Consider the following 20,128-nt stretch of genomic DNA (forward strand, 5'->3'; position numbering starts at 1 on the left):
AGAATCTCGATGTCTTTGCAGACAAGGTTCGCGACATCGCCGCCCAATTCCCTGTGCTGAAACTCAAGCTGGGCTCCGGGGATCTGGGGCTGGACATCGCCATCGTCTCCGTCGCGCGCATGGCTGCGCCGCATGCGAAACTGCTGCTGGATGTGAACGGCGGCTGGGACATGGCCGAAGCACCGCTGATGATTGAGAAGGTCGCAGAATACAGTCCGACGCTGATCGAGCAGCCCATCCACCACCGCCTTGGGGTCGATGGCTGGGAAGAACTGCGGGCGCTGCTTCCGGGCAATCCGCCGCCTATCTTCGCGGATGAAAGCGTGCAAACGGTGGAGGATGTGATCGCGCTCGCGGATTTCGTGGATGGAGTGAACATCAAGCTGCTCAAGAGCGGCAGCCTGGATGCAGCGGTGGCCATGATCGGCAAGGCGAGAGAGCAGGGCCTGCAGATCCTCCTGGGCTGCATGATTGAAACGAGCCTGGGCACCACGGCGGCTGCGCATCTGGCCCCGTGGGCCGACTGGATCGACCTCGACGGGCATTTCTACGTGGCCGATGACGACTTCGAGGGCATCACGTACGATGCCACTGGCAACCTCCTCATGCCCAACCGCCCCGGCATTGGCGCTGTACCGCGATGAATGTTTCTCTTCTTCAATCTGCCGCTGAACGCCACCTCCCGGCCGCGCTCGACTTCCTGCGCCGTCTCGTGGCCATCAACAGTTTCACCGCCAATGCTGAAGGCGTGGATGAAGTGGCGCGGCTGACGGTGGCGGCTTTTGCACCGCTGGGTTTTGAGGCTGAACTTGCGCCCTGTGTCACGCCCGGCACGGGGCATCACCTCTTTCTCAGGCATCGCGGCGAGGGTGGCGATCCGATCGTACTCGTCACGCATTCAGACACGGTGTTTCCACCGGAAGAAGAACGGCTGAATGATTTCAAGTGGGATGAGCGCCCCGATGAAGGCCGTATCTATGGACCGGGCACCGTGGACAATAAAGGCGGCACCGCCTTGATCTGGCTGATCCTGCAAAGCCTGCAAGATGCGGCTCCCGACGTTTTCGAGCGCACTCACTGGCTCGTGGCTGCGAATGCTGCTGAAGAAATCATTGGTGATGATTTTGGCCGTGCCACCGCTGAACGCTGCGGAGGGAAAGCCCGTGCGGTGCTGGTGTTTGAAGGCGGGCCGGTGGATGAGCGCGGCTGGCACATTGTCACCTCGCGCAAAGGACGCACCACATGGAGGCTCAGCGCCGAAGGCAAGGCCGCGCATGCGGGCAGCAAGCACCACGAAGGCATCAATGCGATCGATGCACTGGCGCGAGTGCTGCCGGACATCGCGGCGCTGACAAACGCGGAGGCTGAGCGAACGGTGAACATCGGCATGGTGCAGGGTGGCACCGTGGTGAATCGCGTACCGCATGAGGCCGTGGCCGAGTGGGAATGCCGGGCCACGGAGCCTGCGGCATTGCAGCATGCGGATGATTTTTTTTCGAAGCTCAGCGGCACGGCGGCCAACGGCGCAAAACTCACGGCGGAACGCATCGGCATCACCGCTGCGTGGCCTGGTGGCGTGGAGTCGGAAGCTCTCTTCCACCTCTGGCATGAAGCCGCTGCGATGATGAATCTCACGGCGGTCTCCGTGCCGCGCGGTGGTTTGAGCGATGCGAACCACCTCTGGCAGCTCGCACCGACGCTGGATGGTCTCGGTCCTTATGGAGCCAATGCGCACTGCTCTGAACGCACGGCGGACGGCAGCAAGCTGCCTGAGTATGTGGAGCCGGGGTCGTTTGTGCCGAAGGCGGTGATGAATGCGCTGGCGCTGGTGAAGCTGGTTTCGGGCGTTAGCTCGTGAAGCCCCAGCGACGAGCTAAAGCTCATGTGTACTTTCACAGCCCCTTAGCCAACGTCTTCACGCGGAGCAGAAACATGTCTGCGGTGATGTAGAGGGTGCTGCGGTCGGCACCGCCGAAGGCGCAGTTGGCGGTGGCCTGGCCGGTGAGGATGGTGCCGAGGTGTTTGCCGTCTTTGCTGATGATGAGGACACCGCCGGGGCCGGTGGTCCAGATGTTGCCGTTTGAGTCCACCTTCATGCCATCGCAGCCGCCTTTGCGTGCGGGGCTTTTGAGCGGCTGGGCATTGAAGAAGACACGTCCGTTTTTGGCGCTGCCATCGTCCTGGAGATCGTATGCCATGATGCGGGTGTCCTTGGGGTCTGACACGGCGATGTAGAGGGTCTTCTGGTCAGGGCTCAAGGCGATGCCGTTGGGGAAACGGATGTCTGAGATCAGCAGCGAAACTTTGCCCGCGGGTGTGACGGAGTACACGCCGTGCTGCGGGAGTTCCGGGGCTTCGCCTTTCTTGAGGCCATAGGGTGGATCGGTGAAGAAGAGGGTGCCGCTTTTGGCGATGACGAGGTCGTTGGGGCTGTTGAAGCGTTTGCCTTCGAACTTGTCGGCGAGGGAGGTGAAGGTGCCGTCTTTCTCCAGGCGTGCGATGCGGCGCTCGCCGTGCTGGCAGAGGATGAGATTTCCCTGAGCATCGACCTGGAGGCCGTTGGAGCCCTGGCCGTCGCCGCTGAGGCTGCCGCTGGGTTTGAGAACGACTTTGGCGGCGGTGTCGCCTTCCTTCCAGCCGAAGACGGTGTTCTCCGGGACGTCTGAGAAGACGAGGCCACCATCGCGCCAGACAGGGCCTTCAGACCAGTTGAAGCCGGAGGCGAGGGCTTCGATTTTGGCGTCGGGTGCGATGAGGGCGTCAAGAGCGGGATCGAGGCGCTCGATGGAGCCGTGGAATTCCGGGATGGGCTCTGCAGCGAAGGCGGTGAGGGATGTGGCGAGCAGGAGGGAGAGAGGGCGGAGGAGCATGAGGGAATGAGAGAGAAAATGGTTATTGAGATTAAAGAGCGTGGAGACGCTCGGCGGAGGCTTGGGACAAGCCTCCCTACCTAAAGATGGGTGATGTGCATGCGCTCAACGCGCTGCCGTCTTCGCGGTGCGTTTGCCGAGGCAAATGAGGCTTTTGTCGGTGCGGATGAAGAGCTGGCCTTCGCTGAGCGCGGGGGAGGCGAAGACTTTTTCCTTGAGTTCGCTTTCGGCGAGGAGCTTGTAGGTTTTGTCGGGCTGGACGGTGCGGAGGATGCCGAAGTCGTTGATGAAGAAGACGTGGCCTTCGGCGCTGGTGAGGGAGGCGTGGTGCTCGCGCATGCGCTCCTCCCATTGGATCTCGCCGGACTTGGCATCGAAGCAGTGGGCGACGCCGGAGTCGGAGACATTAAGCAGGTGGCTGCCTTCGATGATGGGGGACGGGACGTAGGAGACGCCTTTGTTGGTGCGCCAGACGATGTGGGTGTTGGTCACGTTGCCGGTGCCGTCGGGCTTGATGGCGAGGAGGTGGTGCTCGGGAAAGCCGCCGGTCATGTAGAGGAGGCCGGACTGCTCGCTGTAAACGATGGAGGCGACGAACTGCTCGGTGGGGCCGTCGATGATCCAGAGCAGTTTGCCGGTGCGTGGATCGTAGCTGGTGACGCACATCGTGCCGGAAAGGACCATCTGCGTGCGGCCGCCGATGTCGCGAATGAGCGGCACGCAGTAGCTGCGGGTGTTGTTGGGGCGGGCGATGCGCCAGAGCTCTTTGCCGTCGGTGCGTGCGAGGGCGACGATGTAGCCGTCGCCGTCGTGGTCGCAGTTGACGATGATCTTGTCTTCAAAAAGGATGGGGCTGGAGCAGAAGCCGTGCTTGCTGGAGAAGAGGCCGGGACGCACCTGCCAGATTTGTTTGCCGCTGAAATCATGCGCCGAAATGACGACGGTGCCTTTGGGGACTTCGCCTTTGCCGATGACACGACCGGCATTGGCGGCGCGTGTGGCGTCGGTTTCGGTGTTGTCGAGGAAGGCGGTGAAGACGCGCTCGCCATCGGTGGCGGGGGTGCTTGAGGCCTGGCTGTTGAGCTTGTGGATGCTCTCGATAGGGGCTTTGAGGATGGTGGACTGCCAGAGCTGCTTTCCTGATGCGCGATCGAGGCAGATCAATACGCGCTCCTCTTTCTCAGCGATGGCCGCGACGGCGAAGATGCGATCCTGCCAGACGATGGGCGAGGCATGACCACTGCCGGGGAGTTCGACTTTCCATGTGACGCTGCCGTCTGCGGAGATGGGGAAGCCGGTGTCTTTGGAGGTGCCATCGAGACGGGGACCACGCCACTGCGGCCAGTCTTCGGCAGGCAGGAGCGAAGGGGTGAGAGCGAGGAGCAGAGAAAGCGTGCGAAGGGAGATCATGCAGGGAAGGCAAACGGCGGGGAGAGGTGGGAGCTTGCGAGAATGACGCGAGACAGGAACTGCTGCTTGCAATTCAATGCGCTCATTGAGACTCGAAGCATCACTCATCCTTGCTGTTCCGATGCAGGGAGTAGTCTCTCAGTGCAATGCAGACGCCAAGGATCAGCCAAAACACCGTGCCAACAAAAAAGTAATCACGATCCACGGGAGGTTTCCATTTCATTCCACCGCCGATCATCAAGACGCCAAGAACGATTCCCGTGAGTCCACTGTAAGTCATGCCAACGCGACTCGCCGGGAAAGACCAGCCACCCCTCCCCCAGCGCAACAACCATCCCAAACGTTTCTGCATCCATTTCCAATGAAACCAAGTCCCATAGGCCAAAGCCATCCCACTCAATAAGAATAAGCTGCCTATAACGAACAATTCCGTCGTTGTCAGCGGCCGGCCCTGAGCAAGGATTACAGAGATAAGCATGTGGTTAGGAAATAACTACACTCAGCACTCAGCTCTGCCGCGCCCGAATATCCAGCAGCTGCTTCATGACGTGGTTGAGCTTCCCGCTCCACTCTCCGGTGCCGAAGGCGTCGTGGAGGGTGCGGTAGAGGGTGTAGAGTTCGGCGTAAACGGCCTGGTTTTCGGGGATGGGGTAGTAGACTTTTTCGCGGGTGGCGGTGACCTGGGCCTGGAGGGTGTGGATGTCCCCTGCCCCGGCGGCGGCGGCGCCGAAGATGGCGGCGCCGAGGGCGCAGGTCTGCTCGCTCTGGCTAACTTTCATGGGCTTGCCGATGATGTCGGCGTAGCATTGCATGAGGGTGGCGTTTTTGGTGGAGAGGCCGCCGGTATTGATGACTTCCTCGACTTTGACGCCGTATTCCTCGACGCGCTTGATGATGGTGAGCGCGCCGAAGGCGGTGGCCTCGATGTAGGCGCGGTAGATCTCGTGAGCTTCGGTGTGGAGGGTCTGACCAAGGAGGAGGCCGGTGAGTCGGACATCGACTAGGATGGTGCGGTTGCCGTTGTTCCAGTCGAGCGCGAGGAGGCCGGTGGAACCGGGCTTTTTACCCAGCATGGCCTTTTCCATGTTCACGAATTTTTCGCCGACGGTGGTGCCGTAGCTGTCGGGGACGAGGTGATTGACGAACCAGAGGAAGATGTCGCCCACGGCGCTTTGTCCGGCCTCGATGCCGTAGTAGCCGGGGAGCACGGAGCCGTTCACAATGCCGCAGACGCCGGGGATGTCGGCGAGGGGTTTGCTGGTAGGAGCAATCATGAGATCGCAGGTGCTGGTGCCGAGGATTTTGACCAGCGTGCCTTCCTTGATTCCTGCGCCGACGGCCCCCATATGGGCATCAAACGCGCCGACACTGATGGCGATGCCTTCCTTGAGACCGAGACGCTGGGACCATTCGGCGCAGAGGCTGCCTGCTTTGACATCGGCGGTGTGGGCTTCGGAGTAGAGGCGGTCGCGCAGATCGGCGAGGGCGGGGTCGAGTTTGGCGAGGAATTCCTTGTCCGGCAGGCCGCCCCACTCGGTGCTGAACATGGCCTTGTGCCCGGCGCTGCAGACGCCGCGCTTGAGCGTGAGGGGATCGGTATTGCCGGTGAGCACGGCGGGAATCCAGTCGCAGTGCTCGACGAAGCTGAAGGCGGCCTCGAAGACGCGGGCATCCACACGGCGGAGGCGGAGGATTTTGCTCCACCACCATTCGCTGGAATAGATGCCGCCGCATTTGGCGATGATGTTGGGGCGGATCTCGTGCGCGAGTTTGGTGATCTCTGCGGCCTCGGCGTAGCCGGTGTGGTCTTTCCAGAGCCAGACCATGGCGTTGAGGTTGTTTTTAAACTCAGGCAGCAGGCCCAAAGGCGTGCCGTCTTTGTTCACCGGAATGGGGGTGCTGCCGGTGGTGTCGATGCCGATGCCGATGACCTGCGCGGGATCAAAGCCGGGGACATTGGCCTGTGCCTGCTGCAATGCGCCGCGCACCACGGCTTCGAGGCCTTCGAGATAATCCTGCGGGTTCTGCCGGGCGACGTGGGGGTCCTTGGGATCGAGCAGGATGCCCATCTCGCCGCTGGGGTAATTGAAAACGGTGGAGCCGACTTCGGCGCCGTTGTCGAGGTCGATGAGAAGGGAGCGGCAGGAGTTGGTGCCGTAGTCGATGCCGAGGGAGTAGCGCTTCATGGGTTGGGTTGGAGCAGTCTGCCGATGTTTTAGCGGGTTCATCCCGCAGTGCGAGCCAAAACCGGACAAGGTTTGTGACCGGGGCGTGACGGTTCTTGATGCCATTCCCCCCCTGAAACAGCGCCTGCACTTGAGACTTGGCGAAAGAGAAGAGCTGTGGCAGGTTCCACCCATGAGCGCGGCTGCCGCCACATCTTATGCCTGGTTCAACTCACGCACCGAACGCCCGGGGCATGAGGTGATGGTGGATGTGTTCCGATTTACTGCGGATAAGATCGAGGCTGATCCGGCATTGCTAGAAATCCCCCTCGCCAACATTGATCGCTGGCTGCTGGTGAGCCAGTCGTCCGCCAAACGTCTGGAGCAGTGGCGCGGCATTATCCTGGAAGCCAAGGCTTCCGCCACCGGGATGCAGAAGCTGCTGGCGCTGCTGCGGGATCAGTCGGCGGAAGCGGTTTTCTTGAAGGAGTTCGCGCCGTTCCCCGGAGTGCTGACCAAGGCTGAACGTGCCCAGTTCCAATGGACATCGGCGCACTGAATCATCTTATCGGGCGGGTGCGGGAAATTGTGGCCGGTCGCCGCATTTTAGTATTCGGCTCTTCGTCGTTGTTTGCCTCCTTCCCAGCGGCACCTCCAGACATGATCGGGGTAGAGTCCACACTCGATGCCGACTTCTTTCTCGATCCAGATGATGAAAAATTTCGTGCGCTTCTTGTCGATGAACTGGGACGCAATCAGGAGTTCCATCTCATGACCGGTTACTACGGCGACTTTGTGGACCTGCGGCTGGCAGACAATTTTCCAAGCGGCTGGCGCGACCGTCTTGTGGCGATGCCGGGTTTTGAGGATGTGTTTGCGCTTGATCCCGTGGACATGTGCGTGACGAAGATCGCTGCGACGGCGAATTCGCGATTAAATCTGCGACTGGGTCGCGGTGGAGTGGATCGTGGCATCAAGGACATCAATGCGATCGTCCTGCTTTTGAAGTCGGGGCGCGTTGACCGTGCCTCACTCACGCGACGTCTGGACCAGATGGACTACTTCCCTGCCCTCACGGTGGAGTGCGGCAGAGTGTTTACACAAATTCTTGCGCTGGTGGATGCGGTGGCCTGAGTGAACCAGCCCAAGTGGAAAGCCTGCGTGGCGCTGCCGCTTTTGTGCAATTTCACGCCAGACCAGCCAGCCTGCCGACGTTTACCACCGCCCTATGACCCACCGTCTGCTTTCCTTCGCCGCTGTTTTCTCCCTTACTGCCGCACTTCATGCCGAGGACGCCTTTGTCCCGCTGTTTGACGGCCAAACCCTCACCGGCTGGGAGCAGCACAGCGGCACGGCGCAGTACCGGGTGGAAAATGGCGCGATCGTGGGCAAAACGGTGCCAAACACGGGGAACTCATTTCTCTGCACGGCGAAGAAGTACGGGAATTTCATCCTGGAGGTGGAGTTCAAGGTCGATCCGTCGATGAACTCGGGGATTCAGTTCCGCAGCAACTACTACACGCAGGAGACGGAAGTGGAGATCGCAGGGAAAAAGAAAAAATTCCCGGCGGATCGTGTGCATGGCTATCAGTTTGAGATCGACCCGAGCGACCGTGCCTATACCGGCGGTGTGTATGACGAGGGACGCCGGGGCTGGCTTTTTGACCTGAAGAACAACGAGGCCGCCCGCAAGGCCTTCAAGCAGGGAGAGTGGAACCAGGCGCGCATCGAGTGTCGTGGTAGCAGCATCAAGACTTTTATCAACGGTGTCCTGGCGGCAGACTTCACCGATGACATGACCGCCGAGGGTGTCATCGCCCTGCAGGTGCACGGCATTGGCAAAAAGACCGAAGCGGTGGGCAAGGAAGTGATGTGGAAAAACATCCGCATTCAAGAACTCAAGTAGAAACATCTTTCGAGTTCATCCGGGAAACGAGTTGGAAAACTCGCATCCCTCTGTGTACACTGCCCCAAAACCATGAAAACCAACCGCGCTCTGCTTTTCATCTCCTCCCTGCTCCTTTCTACCAGCCTGCTGAAGGCTGAGATCAAGGAAACTGTCGTCGAATACAAATCTGGAGACGTGGTCTGCGAAGGCCTGCACGTCGTCGATACCGCCAAGACCGGCAAGCTGCCCTCCGTGCTGATCATCCACCAGTGGACCGGCCTGAGTGACAACGAGAAGATGCGGGCCCGCATGCTGGCGGAGCTCGGCTACAACGTTTTCGCCGCTGACATTTATGGCAAAGGCATCCGCCCGCAGCCGCCGGCGGCAGGACAGGAGGCCGGGAAGTACAAGACCGACCGCAAGTTGTACCGCGCGCGTATGCTTTCAGCCCTGGAAGTGCTGGACAAGGACCCACAGACGGACCTCTCCAAAGTGGCCGCCATCGGCTACTGCTTTGGCGGCACCGGGGTGATCGAACTGGCCCGCAGCGGCGCGCTGATCAAGGGCGTGGTGAGCTTCCATGGTGGGCTCGACTCCCCGACGCCTGCCGACGGCAAAAACATCAAGGGCAAGGTGCTGGCGCTGCATGGTGCGGACGACCCTTTTGTGAAGGCCCCGGACATCGCGGCGTTTGAGCAGGAGATGAAGGACGCCAAGGTGGACTACAAACTGGTGAGCTACCCGGGCGCGGTACATTCCTTCACGCAAAAGGCTGCGGGCAATGACAACAGCAAAGGCGCGGCGTACAATGAAGCCGCCGACAAGGCCTCCTGGGAGGAGATGAAGGCCTTCTTTGCACGCATTTTCAAGACGGAAGGCTGAAACGAGGAGGCTGGCCATGAAACGACTTCTTCTGCTGCTGCAAGCCACCCTGGCCTTTGCCACGCTGACGGCAGCGGAAGAGCCCACGAACTTCATCCGGTTCGTGGAGGAGGAGAAGAGCGACAGCCTGCAAACGGCGGTGGTGGGCTATGAGTCGCCGCAGAAGGTGAAGGTGGATCTCGTGGGAGCCATCCACATCGCTGACAAGGCGTATTTCGATGCACTGAACGTCCGGTTCAAAGGCTATGAGGCGGTGCTGTATGAGCTCGTCGGCCCGTCCTTTGAGGAGCGGGGAAAGCCGGAGGCCAAGAAGGCAGCGGAGAAAATGCAGTGGGTGGGCCAGTTGCAAACGATGATGCGTGACACGCTGAAGCTGCACGGCCAGCTCGAAGGCATCGACTACACGGCAAAGAATTTCGTCCATGCGGACATGGACATGTCCCAGTTTACCCAGACGCAGACCCAGAAGCAGGAGAGCTTCCTCTCGCTCTACCTCAAGGCGGCGCAGGCGCATGAAGATTCTGACGATGAAGGACAGCAGCACGGAGCTGAAGCGGATGATCGCGCAGGAGTTTGACAGCGTGGAGGACATCATGGCGGGCATGGAAACCGGCGACGGCACCGTGCTCGTGGGCGAGCGCAACAAGGTCGCGCTGGGAGTGATGGACAAGGAGATCGCAGCCGGGAAGAAGCGCATCGCCATCTTCTATGGCGCCGCGCATCTGGGAGACATGGAGGAGCGCCTGCTGAAGAAGGGATTCAAGCGCACGAAGGTGGAATGGCTGAAGGCCTGGGACCTGCCGCATGCCAAGTGAGATGAGGGGGGCTTCTATCCGGTGATGGCTGACCGGTGGCCGGGGGGGGGCGATTGCAGCCATTCGCCAAACTCATTTGCCGGCAAGAAGGTCTGGAAATGCCCGATGTCCCATGGAGGGTCATGAAACCTCATGACTGGTAGGGACGCGTTGCGCGCATCCCTGGAATACTTCTTTCCAGCGCTGTCTCGCGGCCCCTGCGCAACGCATCTCATCCAGCGCTCCACTTCCCGCAGCGTCCTTGCCATCACGCTGCAGAAGGCTGCAAGGACGGCGCACCTCTTTGGGGCGCCTGCGGGTGCCACAGACCCGAAAAGAGGGACGCGCGCAACGCGTCCCTACCAGCCCTGGAGCAACGCGGCGAGAGGGGGCATTTAGGAAATCAGTCTCGCAAAATGCTAGATCCCCCAGCCCTTGCGGTGGGTTGAGGGAACAAGATGGTCCATCTTTTCTGCACGACCACCCAGACTCCTAGTGTCCGGTGCGGCACAAGCCCCGTCTTCAACGGCCTGAAGTATTACTTCTTAGCACCTGCGGCTTCCATGCGGAGCTGCTCAAGGCGGGAGAGAACTTTAGGGGCGGCCGGAGCAGCAGGCTTGGGGGCTTCCTTGGGCTTGTTGGCCGCAAGGACCGGGGCTGCGGGTGGCGCGACCACCTTGCGAGGGGCGTCGATGCGCAGGATGGAGCCCAGCGCGATGCGATGAATCGTGGTGGTATTGGCGCCCTTCACAGGAACGTCCACGCGCACAAACAGATTGCCCTGCTTGCCGATGGGCGACTTGTCGTTCGTCTTCACCTTGAAGGAGACTTCCTTGGTGTCCTTGGTGATCTTGGCGGGCTCGATCGGGATGGTGTCTGGCACGCCGAGCACCTGGGCCGTTGCCTCGCCATCAAATGGCAGGAGATGCTCAAGCTTGGCGGTCATGACGGCTTCCTTGCCCTGCTCAACAGCGACGAGCGGGATGGCCGGCGCGGTGATGTAGGCGGGAGCGGTGACGACTGCGGTGAATGGAGAAGCATTGTAGATGCGGCCCTTGCCAGCGTCAGCCTCGCCCATGACAGTGAAATTCCAAGAGCCGGCAGGCGTGCCTGCGTTCGCAGCCAACTGGAAGACGCACTCGTTCTGGCCTTCCGGGATGGTCTGCTCACCGAGGGCGCTGACACCGTTGGGCTTCCAGATCATGAGCACGCGGATGGGGGCCTTGAAGCCTTCCTTGCGCTTGGAGACGACCTTGAGATCGAGAATGCCGTTGTTCACCAGCGGCACGGCGGGCTTGACGATTTCCAGGGAATAGGGAGCCTCCTCCACGACGGCGACAGGCAGACGGTCTTCGATCTGGGTGTAATAGACGACGTTGCCATTGCGCACGATGTCGAACTCCTGGCGCAGCTTGCCGCGTGTCTTGGTGTTCGGATCGACGGCACTCAGGGAGATGGGCACCACCTGATGACCGAGGGGGGCGTCTGCGGTGGCTTCAAAAAGCAACGGCACGCTGCCGAGGTCTTTCGGGGCCATTTCGGTGAGCAGTTTCACGCCCTGGGGCATGTTCTGGACGTCAAACTTGAAGTCGCCGCCAACGTTGTTGCGGCTGACGTTGACGAGCGTGGCATAGCGTCCGCCTTTGGGCACGGCGATGAACTGGCGATAGTTGTTGTCGTTCACCGAATACTGAGGCGAGGCAAAGAAGACCTCAGGCTCTGCGGCGATGAGTTCGAGGCGATAGACGTAGTTGGGGCCGCCGCGTTCCAGATGATCGGCCACGCGCACGAAGTAGTCGCCATCAGCAGGAATGGCGACCTTGAACTTGCTGTCGAGACGGCGGCGGCCACCCCCATCATCGTTGCCGCTGATGGAGCCGCCTTTGGCGTTGTAGATGTTCACCACGCTGTCCAGCGGGGAGCCCAAGCTCTGGGCAAAGGCCTGCACTTCGAGCGTCATGCCTTTCTTGAGCGGCACTTTGAAGAAATCGATGTCACCGGGTTTTTCGATGATGCCGTTGAGGGCAATCGGGGAACCTGGGGCGACCGTGGCCTTCGCCTGCTCGTCGTTGGGCTCGGCTTCCAGCACGTTGTCATAATTGACCAGGCGGAAGGGATTGCCGGAGGGAGCGGGCTCCTGGGACTTGGAGAACAGCATGTAATCAGGGTCGATTTCCGCTGGGAGCTGCACTTCTTCGTCAAAGGAGCTGTCGCGCTCAATGAAGCGCACCTTGGTCTTGGAGCCGATCTTGCCACCGGCAGGATACACGACATCAGGGCGGCGGAAGCTGCCGATGTGAAGGCGGTAATACGAATTGCCGCCACCCCGGTAGGAGGATTCGCGGATCATGACGGTGTAGTCGCCGTCCTCTTCCGCCACATAGGAGCAGTAGCCGTCCTGACGGTGCAGGATGGTGTCGTCGGAGATGACCTTTTCGAAGCGGTCCTTGTCGATGATGGCCAGGAAGGGGTCAAAGACGGTGTAGCCGAGGCGGAGGCCGTCCACCTCGACTGAGAGGCGCTGGCCTTTTTTGAGGCTGACGCGGTAGTTGTCCACGTCCTCGTTTTGCACGACGCCTTCGATGGTCTGGTTCAACTGAACGACCTGCGGGGTGTCGAAATCGCTGTTGGGCTCCTTCTCATCCACATTGGGGAAGATGCCCACGAAGAACTGGCGGGCATGCGACATGCCGGACTTGGTGCGGATGCGCATGAGGTGATTGCCGGGCGACACATCCGGGGCGATGCCGATGGTGAGCTCGACCTTGTTCTTCTCCACCTTGTCCACGCTCTTCTGAGTGAAGCCCGGGGAGAAAAAGATCATGCTCTCAAAATCGTCCAACTGCGTGCCGGTGACGGTCAGCTTCACCTCGGTGCCACGTTGTGCGCCATTGGGCTTGGTGGTGGTAAAAGTGGGGTACGCCGCAAAAGCACTGGTGGCGCAGAGTGCGGAGAGGAGGAGCAAATGGCGAAGAGTGGACATGACGAGGGTGGAGGGGTCGGTAGGCATACGGCCAATCGAGACGGAAAATTACGGACAGACTGAAGTTCCTTGGCGCATCCGCCGCACCAGACGCAGGCAGTAAAGCAGCGGCAGCGCCCCGAAAAGGCCAAAAGAACAGTCCACCAGCCGCCAGGAGAGAGGGATGCCGCGAATCTCCCCGCAGATCAGCGCCAGGGGGAAAATAGCCGCGCAGGCAAAGAGGCCCACCTTCAGCACCCAGGCATTGGCAACGGGATCACGCCAAGGCCCGGCGATGAAAAACACCGCGATCATGAGATGCCCGAAGGCCAGCCAGTCCGTGCCGTAGGCGACAAACGGGAACTGCGCCTGCGTGACTTCCAGCCCATGCCAGACATAGCCGATCCAGAATTTCAGACCTGCATGCTGGACGTAGGCGGCATGGTTTTCCATGCCAAGCCAGGAGGCCATCAGCCGCAGTTCATGCAGCAGAGGGAAGGCGGTGAGACCGCTGAGAATCAGGCCGATGATGAACAGACCCAGTACAAGACGGTAGCGAGGCAGCAGCGCATCCTTGCTCATATCTCAGTCCTCCACCGGTAGCCAGCGGGCGCCATCGACGACAACATAGCCGTCGGTGCCTTCGTTGGAGATGGTGATCGCGGTGTCGTTGCCGCATTCGTATTCGCCGAGGTCGATCCAGTGCACGCCTTCAGCGGCCTTGGGGGACTTGAGGTCCACTTTGAGCTTCTTCACGCCGCCGGCGTACTGCACCTCCACGGGGGCGTTGCTGGCGCGGTTGCTGTTGGGCGGGGCGGCGAGCATGAGGCGGTATTTGCCGGGCTTGGTGAGCTTGGGCTCAAAGCGCAGGCTGCTTTTGCCGTCCTTGGTGTTGCCGTCGTGGCTGTAGCCGTCGCCGAGGAAGGACTTGGCTGCGCCGCTTTCTGTCCAAACGCCAGTCACCTTGGCAGCGGTGTCATCCATGACGATGCCTTTGAGGGATTTGGGATCAATGCCGCGCAGGGTGGTGGGGCCGTCAAAATGCAGGATCTGGCCGTCTTTGAGGATCTGGGTCTTGAGCTTTTCATACGGGACGTTCTGCACCGGGATGCCCGCATCCATGGCCAGCGCCGCTGCGGTGGCCGCACTCTGACCGAGGATCATGAACACGGGCTCCATGCGGATGCTGCCGTAGGCGATATGGCTGGCGGACATGGCCACGGGGACAAGGAGATTGCTCCCCTGCCCTTTCTTGGGAACCAGCGAACCGTAGGCGATCTCATACGGCCCCTTGGTGCTGACGCCGATGTCACCTTCATTCTGCACATTGCCCTCAGGCGTGATGTAGCGCTGGATGTTGTGGGAGTCGATGCCGTAGCTGCCCATGCCGACGCTGTCCGGAGTGGGGCGCTTTTTCAGCAGTTCGTTTTCGGTCATCACATACGCGCCAATCATGCGGCGGGCTTCGCGGATGTAGAGCTGATGGCTCCAGTTGCCGTTGTCGGTGAATTCATCCTTGGGCAGGCCCCAGGTCTGCAGTTCTGCCTGCACCTTCTTGGGCACGCGGGGGTCGTTGGCCACGAACCACAGCAAGCCCTGCTGGTACTGGCGATGCTCGGCGATGATCTCGCGGCGGCGCTCGTAGCTGGCCTCGGGGTAGTCATAGTTGTAGCCGATGTTGTCGAAGCTAAAGGGGCCGTGATTGTTGGTGTCGGTCTTGTGGTTGGGGATGGGGTCGAACTTCTCAAAGAACTCGCCCCAGCCTGCGTTCAGCACACGCAGCAGGATTTCGTATTGACCGGCATCATAGCCCTCCGGCTTGGGAAAAGGGATGCGGTTGCTGGGATCATTGGTGTAGCAGGAGCGGAAGCAGTAGGCCTGCACGCGTTTGTCGCCAGCACCGTATTCGCCCGGAGGCTCGGCGCTCACGCGGGGCAGTACGCCGCTTTTGGGATCTCCGGGGATCTTGTAGGCGCTGATCGGCTCCTTGACCGCGCCAAAGTGGTGGCGGTGATGCAGCACGCCGACCTGAATGCCATTCCACTTCTCGTCATACACGGAAGTGGCCTCACGGCCCACGTGGTAGTCCACACCAGCGGCTGCCATCAGGTCGCCTTCGTAGGTCGCGTCGATGAACATTTTTCCCGCGTAGGTCTTGCCGCTCAGGGTGGTGATGGCGGTGATTTTATCGCCGTCTTTCTTCACGCCTTTGGCGCGGTCCAGCCACTCGTCGCGCACGACTTCGAGACTGAATTCCTTGACGTAATCTTCGAAGATCTGCTCCGCCACATGCGGCTCAAAGATCCACATCGTGCGGTTCTCGCCATCCACGGCGGGCGTGCCCTGGCCCTTGCCGCCGTATTCGGATTTCTTCTGCTGCACCCAGGCGGAGTCCTTGTCGTAGTGCTTCCACACGCGGTGGTAAAAGTCGCGGGAGAGACCGCCGATCACCGCCTTGTTGCCGGTGTCGGTGAAACCAAGGCCACCGCTGCTCAATCCGCCGAGGTGCTTGTCCGGAGAGACGACAATGACACTCTTGCCCATCTTTTTCGCCTGCACGGCAGCGATGACGGCGGAACAGGTGCCGCCGTAGATAACGATGTCATGATCGGCCGCATGGAGAACCTGGCTGGAAAGCAGAAGGGAAGCTAGAAGGGTGCGCAATTGCATGGCTGGAGGTGGGGGTTGGCTGAGCCGGTTCAATTCCTTCGCCGCATGAAAGGAATCGGCAAACAGAATGTTTACACGCCATGTTCCACCCCGCCTGCCTCGCCCTGCTTTTTGCCGCTTCAGCTTTTGCGCAAAACCTTCTGCCTCAAGCACATGCGCTGCGGCAGGAAAGCCGCCAGTCTGATTTCCCCTCCTTGTGCGTGGATGCAGGCGGGACTCCGCATGTGGCCTACATCCAGTGGGATGGCAAACAAGACACCCTGCATCTGGCGAAGCTCAGCGATGGAGCATTGAGCGATGTTTTGACCGTGGGCCAGCCGGGCATCATCCACCAGCCTGCGCTGGCGGCCGATGGCGGCGGCACGCTGCATGTGGTGTGGTCGCAGGTGAATGCCAAGGATGTGATGGAACTGCGCGCGGCACGCATCCACGAAGGCAAAGTGCAGGGAGAGATCACCGCCCTGGCCAGCTCAGCAAATGGCGGCAACGCCTTTGCCAAAGCCGCCACCGACACCACCGGCAATGTCTGGGTGGTATGGCAGAGCATGCGCGGCACGCTGGGAGACATCTACTGCCGCGTCTATGAGATGCAGAAAGGCGCATGGTCAGAGGAGATCCAGGTGACCAAGCAGCCCAGCGGCGAGTGGGAGCCCTGCATCGCATTCGATCCCAAAGGCGGCGCGTGGATCTGCCACGACTCCTCACGCGGGAATGAGTTCAACATCTACTCCACGCATGTGGGCGCCGATTTGAAGGTGGGAGAAACGAAGCAGCTCATTGCCACCAGCCGCTATGAGGGCCGCGTGAACGCCGTCACCGCACAGGATGGAAAAGGCATCTGGCTGGCCTGCGAGCGCGGCAATGAGCAGTGGGGCCTGGACATGCGCGCGCATGGCGGACAGGTGGGTCTGAATGGTCGGCGCGATCTCGTCATCGCGTATTGGGATCTCGCCAGCGGCAAGGTGGAAGAACAGCCCGGACCCGATGAACTGCTGAAAGCCCTGCCCGCGCCCAAAGCCCCCGCCGGAGCCAATGCGCCGCGCGCCAACAACCCGAAGGCCAAAGCCAAGGCGGAGCAGCGTGCGAAAGCGCAAGCAGCCCAGGCGAAAGCCAAGGGCAAACCCGCACCGAATGAGATCGGTGCAGTGAATCTGCCGCACCTCATGCTGGATGCCGCAGGCCGCCCGTGGCTGACCGTGCGCTACTTCAAGAACTTCTGCTGGCAGATCGCGCTGACACGCTATGACGCCGCCACCAAGCAATGGACACAGCCCGTGCTCATCCCCGACAGCGTCTATACCCAGGACCGCCAGACCACGCATGCTCTCGGAAAAGATGGCAGCCTGTGGATGACGTGGTCCAGTGACCTGCGGACCTCGAAGCTGCAGCTGACGACGGGCGTGCATCTGGCCAAGATCGATACCTCCGCCGAGCTGCCGCTCATGACTGCGCCCGCGGTGAAACCGCGTGAGCCCTTTGCCGCCTATATCAATGCCACCACGCCCGAGCGTGATCTCAGCGAGCGCCACACCTGGACCCACAAGGGCGTGACGTACAAACTCTACTGGGGCGACTATCACCGGCACACGGACATCTCGAACTGCGTCACCGCCAATGACGGCTGCGTGTTGGAGCAGTACCGCTACGCCTGGGACATGGGCAAGCTCGACACCCTCGGCCTCAGCGACCACACCGACATCGCCAAGATCTACCACCCCTATGAGTGGTGGCTGAACCAGAAGATGACGGAGGTCTTTTACGCGCCCGGTTTCTTCATGAGCATGTACGCCTACGAGCGCGAGCAAAAATGGCCGCTGGGCCATCGCAATGTCATCTTTGCGCAGCGCGGTGGGCCCATCGTGTACATCCAGCGCAAGAACTACCTCGAATCCCCCTGGCAGAAGGAGTTCCCAGTGAAAACCGAGGGCACCCCCGAACTGCACCCCACCGAGCTGTGGGACGTGCTGGCGCGCTATGGCAAACCGGTCACCGCCATCAGCCATACGGGAGCCACGGGCATGGGCACGGACTGGGACCAGATCCCGCCGGTGGACCACCGCATCGAAAACGTGATCGAGATTTACCAGGGCGCGCGCGTCAGCTACGAGGGGCTCAATGTGCCGCAGCCCACCGTGGGCATGCGCGAGGGGCAGCCCTACAATCACGCCTCCGACGTCATCGGCACCCCTGTCGTGGGCGAGCCCATCCGCAGCTTCACCGTGAAGAACAACGGCGTCTATCAGCACGCGCTGGAGCTGGGCCACAAGCTCGGCGTTTGGGCGGACAGCGACCACATCTCCACGCACACCAGCTACGGCGGTGTGTATGTGAAGGACTTCACACGCGAAGGCATTCTGGAGGGAATCAACGCCCGCCGCACCATCGCCGCCACGGACAAGATTTTCGTGGAGTTCTCCTGCAACGACCACCTGCTGGGCACTGAGATCGCGCTCAGCGGCAAACCGGTGCTGAAGTTCAGCATCGACGGCACCGCCGAGATCTCGCGGGTCACCCTCGTGCGCAATGAGCAGAACTATCAGCAGTGGGAGCCCAAGGCGAAAAGCTTTGAGCAGGCCTTCACCGATGAAGCACCGATCGCCGGCGAGAACCGCTACTACCTGCGAGTCGAACAAAAGGATGGCAACATGGCCTGGTCTTCACCTGTGTGGGTGCAGCTAAAATAGGCTGCCAGCATCACTGCCAGCCGCCGCCGAGCGCCTTCAGCATGGCCACGGCAGCCATGAGGCGCTGGCCTTCCACCTGGGCGTCGAGCAGCTTGGCATTCAGCACGGTGCGGTTGGCATCCACGACTTCAAAGTAGCTGGCGAGACCTTTCTGGTAGCGCAGTTCGGCCAGACGCTGCGTCTCCTGCGCGGCGGCGATGGCTGCATCCAGTGCCTGCCCCTGCTTGGCGTAGGCTCTCGCATCGATCAGGCTGTCCTCGACCTCCTGCAGGGCCACCAGAATGCTCTGGCGGTAGTTGGCCAAAGTCTCCTCGTAGGCCGCCTTGCTGGCTTTCAAATTCGCCCGCAGTTTTCCACCCTGAAAGATAGGCAGGGTCATGCTGGGCCCGATCGTCAGAATGCGGCTGCGCTGATCGTAGAAATGCGCGGCACCGATACTTTCCAGACCACCGCTGCCGACGATGCTGAACGCCGGGTAGAACGAGGCGGCGGAAACTCCCACCTGGGCATTGGCCTCGCGCATTTTCTGCTCAGCCGCACGGATGTCTGGACGGCGCTGCAGGAGTGTGGAGGGCAGTCCGCCCGGCACTTTCGGCGGCTTTGGCAGGCTGTTGGCCTTGGCGATGTGGAAGTTCGAGGGAATTTCCCCGCAGATGACGGCGAGGGCGTTTTCAGCATTGCCGCGCTGGCGCTCCAATGCGGCCAGGTCATTGCGGGCAAGCTCCAGTTCCGTCCGGGCCCGGGCCACGTCCATTTCGTTCGCCAGGCCGCCTTTGAAGCGTGATTCCTGGAGCTTGAGCGCTTCTTCACGCCAGGTCTGCGTGCCGATCACAACCTGCATCTGCCGATCCAGTGAATGAGTCAGGAAGTACAAGCGCGCCACTTCCGCGGCGAGCGTCAGACGCCTGGCGGAGAGGGTCTCCATGGCGGCAAACTGGGAGGCCTTGGAGCTTTCCACACCGCGGCGCACCCGGCCCCAGAGGTCAAATTCCCAGCCCAGTTCGAGCAGGTTTTGAAACCGGCGGCGCTGCGTCTTGGGCAGGGAGACACCGGGGGGAAGGTTCGCACCGAAGGAGCTTTGCGAAAGGCGCTCATACGCCATCCCATTCTTCATGTTGAGCTGGGGGAACCAGTCCGCCTGCTGCACGCCGACGAGCGCGCGCGCTGTTTCGACGCGTGCCAGGGCGCTGCGCAGCTCCTGATTGTTCGCCATCGCGCGTTCTTCCAGCTGGTTCAATTCAGTGGAGCCAAACAGCTTCCACCATTCACCGGGCACAGGGATATCCGCCGTGCTCGCCGCACCGCCGTTCTTCCACTTGGAGGGCATCAGCACCTCCGGCAGTTTGAAGTTGGGCCCGACGCTGCAGGAGGCACACGTCAACGTGGTCGTGAGGCAGAGAATTCGAAAGTGGTTCATGCGCGCCTACTCATGGGGTGAAACCATCTTAGTGCAACCATCAAGACACAGGTTCGTCCCCCGGTTATTGCGGCAGGCAGCCGGCCACTTTCTGCCGCCAGCTGGCGAGGACATCGTTTGCCACCTCATGCGCTTCTTCAGCGCTGACATGCTCGGTCACGGCATGGGCGGCGGGCAGCCAGGATGGCGTGGTGACTTCACCGATGTGATCGTGCTTTTCGGCACGCAGGAAGGCGCGCAGCTGCACCGTGAGCTGGTTTGAGCTGCGATCATGGCTGGCGACCGCCTCCACGCAGACTTCATACGGAACTCCTTCCATTTCAAGGGTGCGGATGACTTGAGTGGTATCGAGCAGAGAGTGCATCATGTGACGTAGGTTCTTGAGC

The 20,128-nt window shown here is 61.0% G+C and carries 18 protein-coding genes; 9 read left to right on the forward strand and 9 right to left on the reverse strand.

Going from position 1 to position 20,128, the window contains the following annotated elements; all coding sequences use genetic code 11:
• Both ACILSL_RS23085 and ACILSL_RS23090 read left to right on the forward strand, forming a co-directional pair.
• The coding region (locus ACILSL_RS23085; RefSeq protein ID WP_395734427.1) for an enolase C-terminal domain-like protein at positions 1–644 on the forward strand (644 nt) is incomplete at its 5' end.
• A complete protein-coding gene (locus tag ACILSL_RS23090) occupies positions 641–1,858 on the forward strand; it encodes a M20/M25/M40 family metallo-hydrolase (protein WP_395734428.1) in 1,218 nt (405 codons plus the stop codon). The genes ACILSL_RS23085 and ACILSL_RS23090, both read left to right, overlap by 4 nt.
• 34 nt (positions 1,859–1,892) lie before the next feature.
• Here the strand turns inward: ACILSL_RS23090 and ACILSL_RS23095 are convergent, their stop codons facing one another.
• The 4 genes from ACILSL_RS23095 to ACILSL_RS23110 form a co-directional block, all read right to left on the reverse strand.
• Positions 1,893–2,870: an SMP-30/gluconolactonase/LRE family protein gene (locus tag ACILSL_RS23095; RefSeq protein ID WP_395734429.1), complete on the reverse strand. Its 978-nt coding sequence runs from the start codon at positions 2,868–2,870 to the stop codon at positions 1,893–1,895.
• 105 nt (positions 2,871–2,975) lie between these two features.
• On the reverse strand, positions 2,976–4,280 hold the full coding sequence (locus ACILSL_RS23100) for a PQQ-binding-like beta-propeller repeat protein (protein ID WP_395734430.1): 1,305 nt from the start codon (positions 4,278–4,280) through the stop codon (positions 2,976–2,978).
• A 100-nt stretch (positions 4,281–4,380) separates the two neighbouring features.
• Entirely contained in the window at positions 4,381–4,758 is a 378-nt protein-coding gene (locus tag ACILSL_RS23105) for a hypothetical protein (RefSeq protein WP_395734431.1), read from the reverse strand.
• 28 nt (positions 4,759–4,786) lie between these two features.
• Entirely contained in the window at positions 4,787–6,466 is a 1,680-nt protein-coding gene (locus ACILSL_RS23110; RefSeq protein WP_395734432.1) for a ribulokinase, read from the reverse strand.
• A gap of 172 nt (positions 6,467–6,638) precedes the next feature.
• Between ACILSL_RS23110 and ACILSL_RS23115 the strand changes: the two genes are divergently transcribed.
• The 6 genes from ACILSL_RS23115 (at position 6,639) to ACILSL_RS23140 (ending at position 10,030) form a co-directional block, all read left to right on the forward strand.
• Entirely contained in the window at positions 6,639–7,004 is a 366-nt protein-coding gene (locus tag ACILSL_RS23115; RefSeq protein WP_395734433.1) for a hypothetical protein, read from the forward strand.
• Entirely contained in the window at positions 6,986–7,579 is a 594-nt protein-coding gene (locus tag ACILSL_RS23120) for a hypothetical protein (RefSeq protein WP_395734434.1), read from the forward strand. Before ACILSL_RS23115 ends, ACILSL_RS23120 begins: the two co-directional genes overlap by 19 nt.
• A 94-nt stretch (positions 7,580–7,673) precedes the next feature.
• Positions 7,674–8,351: a DUF1080 domain-containing protein gene (locus ACILSL_RS23125; protein ID WP_395734435.1), complete on the forward strand. Its 678-nt coding sequence runs from the start codon at positions 7,674–7,676 to the stop codon at positions 8,349–8,351.
• A gap of 72 nt (positions 8,352–8,423) precedes the next feature.
• Complete coding sequence (locus ACILSL_RS23130) at positions 8,424–9,215, forward strand: dienelactone hydrolase family protein (protein WP_395734436.1); 792 nt, start codon at positions 8,424–8,426, stop codon at positions 9,213–9,215.
• 16 nt (positions 9,216–9,231) lie between these two features.
• Complete coding sequence (locus tag ACILSL_RS23135; RefSeq protein WP_395734437.1) at positions 9,232–9,792, forward strand: hypothetical protein; 561 nt, start codon at positions 9,232–9,234, stop codon at positions 9,790–9,792.
• Entirely contained in the window at positions 9,728–10,030 is a 303-nt protein-coding gene (locus ACILSL_RS23140; protein WP_395734438.1) for a hypothetical protein, read from the forward strand. The genes ACILSL_RS23135 and ACILSL_RS23140 overlap by 65 nt, the downstream gene beginning before the upstream one ends.
• A gap of 517 nt (positions 10,031–10,547) precedes the next feature.
• On the opposite strand, the gene ACILSL_RS23145 is transcribed toward ACILSL_RS23140, so the two are convergent.
• The 3 genes from ACILSL_RS23145 to ACILSL_RS23155 are packed head-to-tail and all read right to left on the reverse strand — an operon-like array spanning position 10,548 to position 15,641.
• The gene (locus ACILSL_RS23145) at positions 10,548–12,992 is read right to left on the reverse strand and encodes a PPC domain-containing protein (RefSeq protein ID WP_395734439.1); all 2,445 of its coding nucleotides are present in this window, start codon (positions 12,990–12,992) and stop codon (positions 10,548–10,550) included.
• Between the two features lie 48 nt (positions 12,993–13,040).
• Complete coding sequence (locus tag ACILSL_RS23150; RefSeq protein WP_395734440.1) at positions 13,041–13,553, reverse strand: hypothetical protein; 513 nt, start codon at positions 13,551–13,553, stop codon at positions 13,041–13,043.
• 3 nt (positions 13,554–13,556) lie between these two features.
• Positions 13,557–15,641 carry an FAD-dependent oxidoreductase gene (locus tag ACILSL_RS23155; protein ID WP_395734441.1) on the reverse strand — a complete coding sequence of 695 codons (2,085 nt, stop codon included), beginning with the start codon at positions 15,639–15,641 and terminating at the stop codon, positions 13,557–13,559.
• Positions 15,642–15,721: 80 nt separating this feature from the next.
• Between ACILSL_RS23155 and ACILSL_RS23160 the strand changes: the two genes are divergently transcribed.
• A complete protein-coding gene (locus tag ACILSL_RS23160) occupies positions 15,722–18,325 on the forward strand; it encodes a hypothetical protein (RefSeq protein WP_395734442.1) in 2,604 nt (867 codons plus the stop codon).
• A gap of 10 nt (positions 18,326–18,335) precedes the next feature.
• Here ACILSL_RS23160 and ACILSL_RS23165 read toward each other — a convergent pair whose 3' ends face one another.
• Positions 18,336–19,742: an efflux transporter outer membrane subunit gene (locus tag ACILSL_RS23165; protein WP_395734443.1), complete on the reverse strand. Its 1,407-nt coding sequence runs from the start codon at positions 19,740–19,742 to the stop codon at positions 18,336–18,338.
• 64 nt (positions 19,743–19,806) lie between these two features.
• Complete coding sequence (locus ACILSL_RS23170) at positions 19,807–20,109, reverse strand: hypothetical protein (RefSeq protein ID WP_395734444.1); 303 nt, start codon at positions 20,107–20,109, stop codon at positions 19,807–19,809.
• Between the last annotated feature and the right edge of the window lie 19 nt (positions 20,110–20,128).

The sequence above is a fragment of the Prosthecobacter sp. genome (assembly GCF_044222345.1).
Taxonomy (GTDB): domain Bacteria; phylum Verrucomicrobiota; class Verrucomicrobiia; order Verrucomicrobiales; family Verrucomicrobiaceae; genus Prosthecobacter.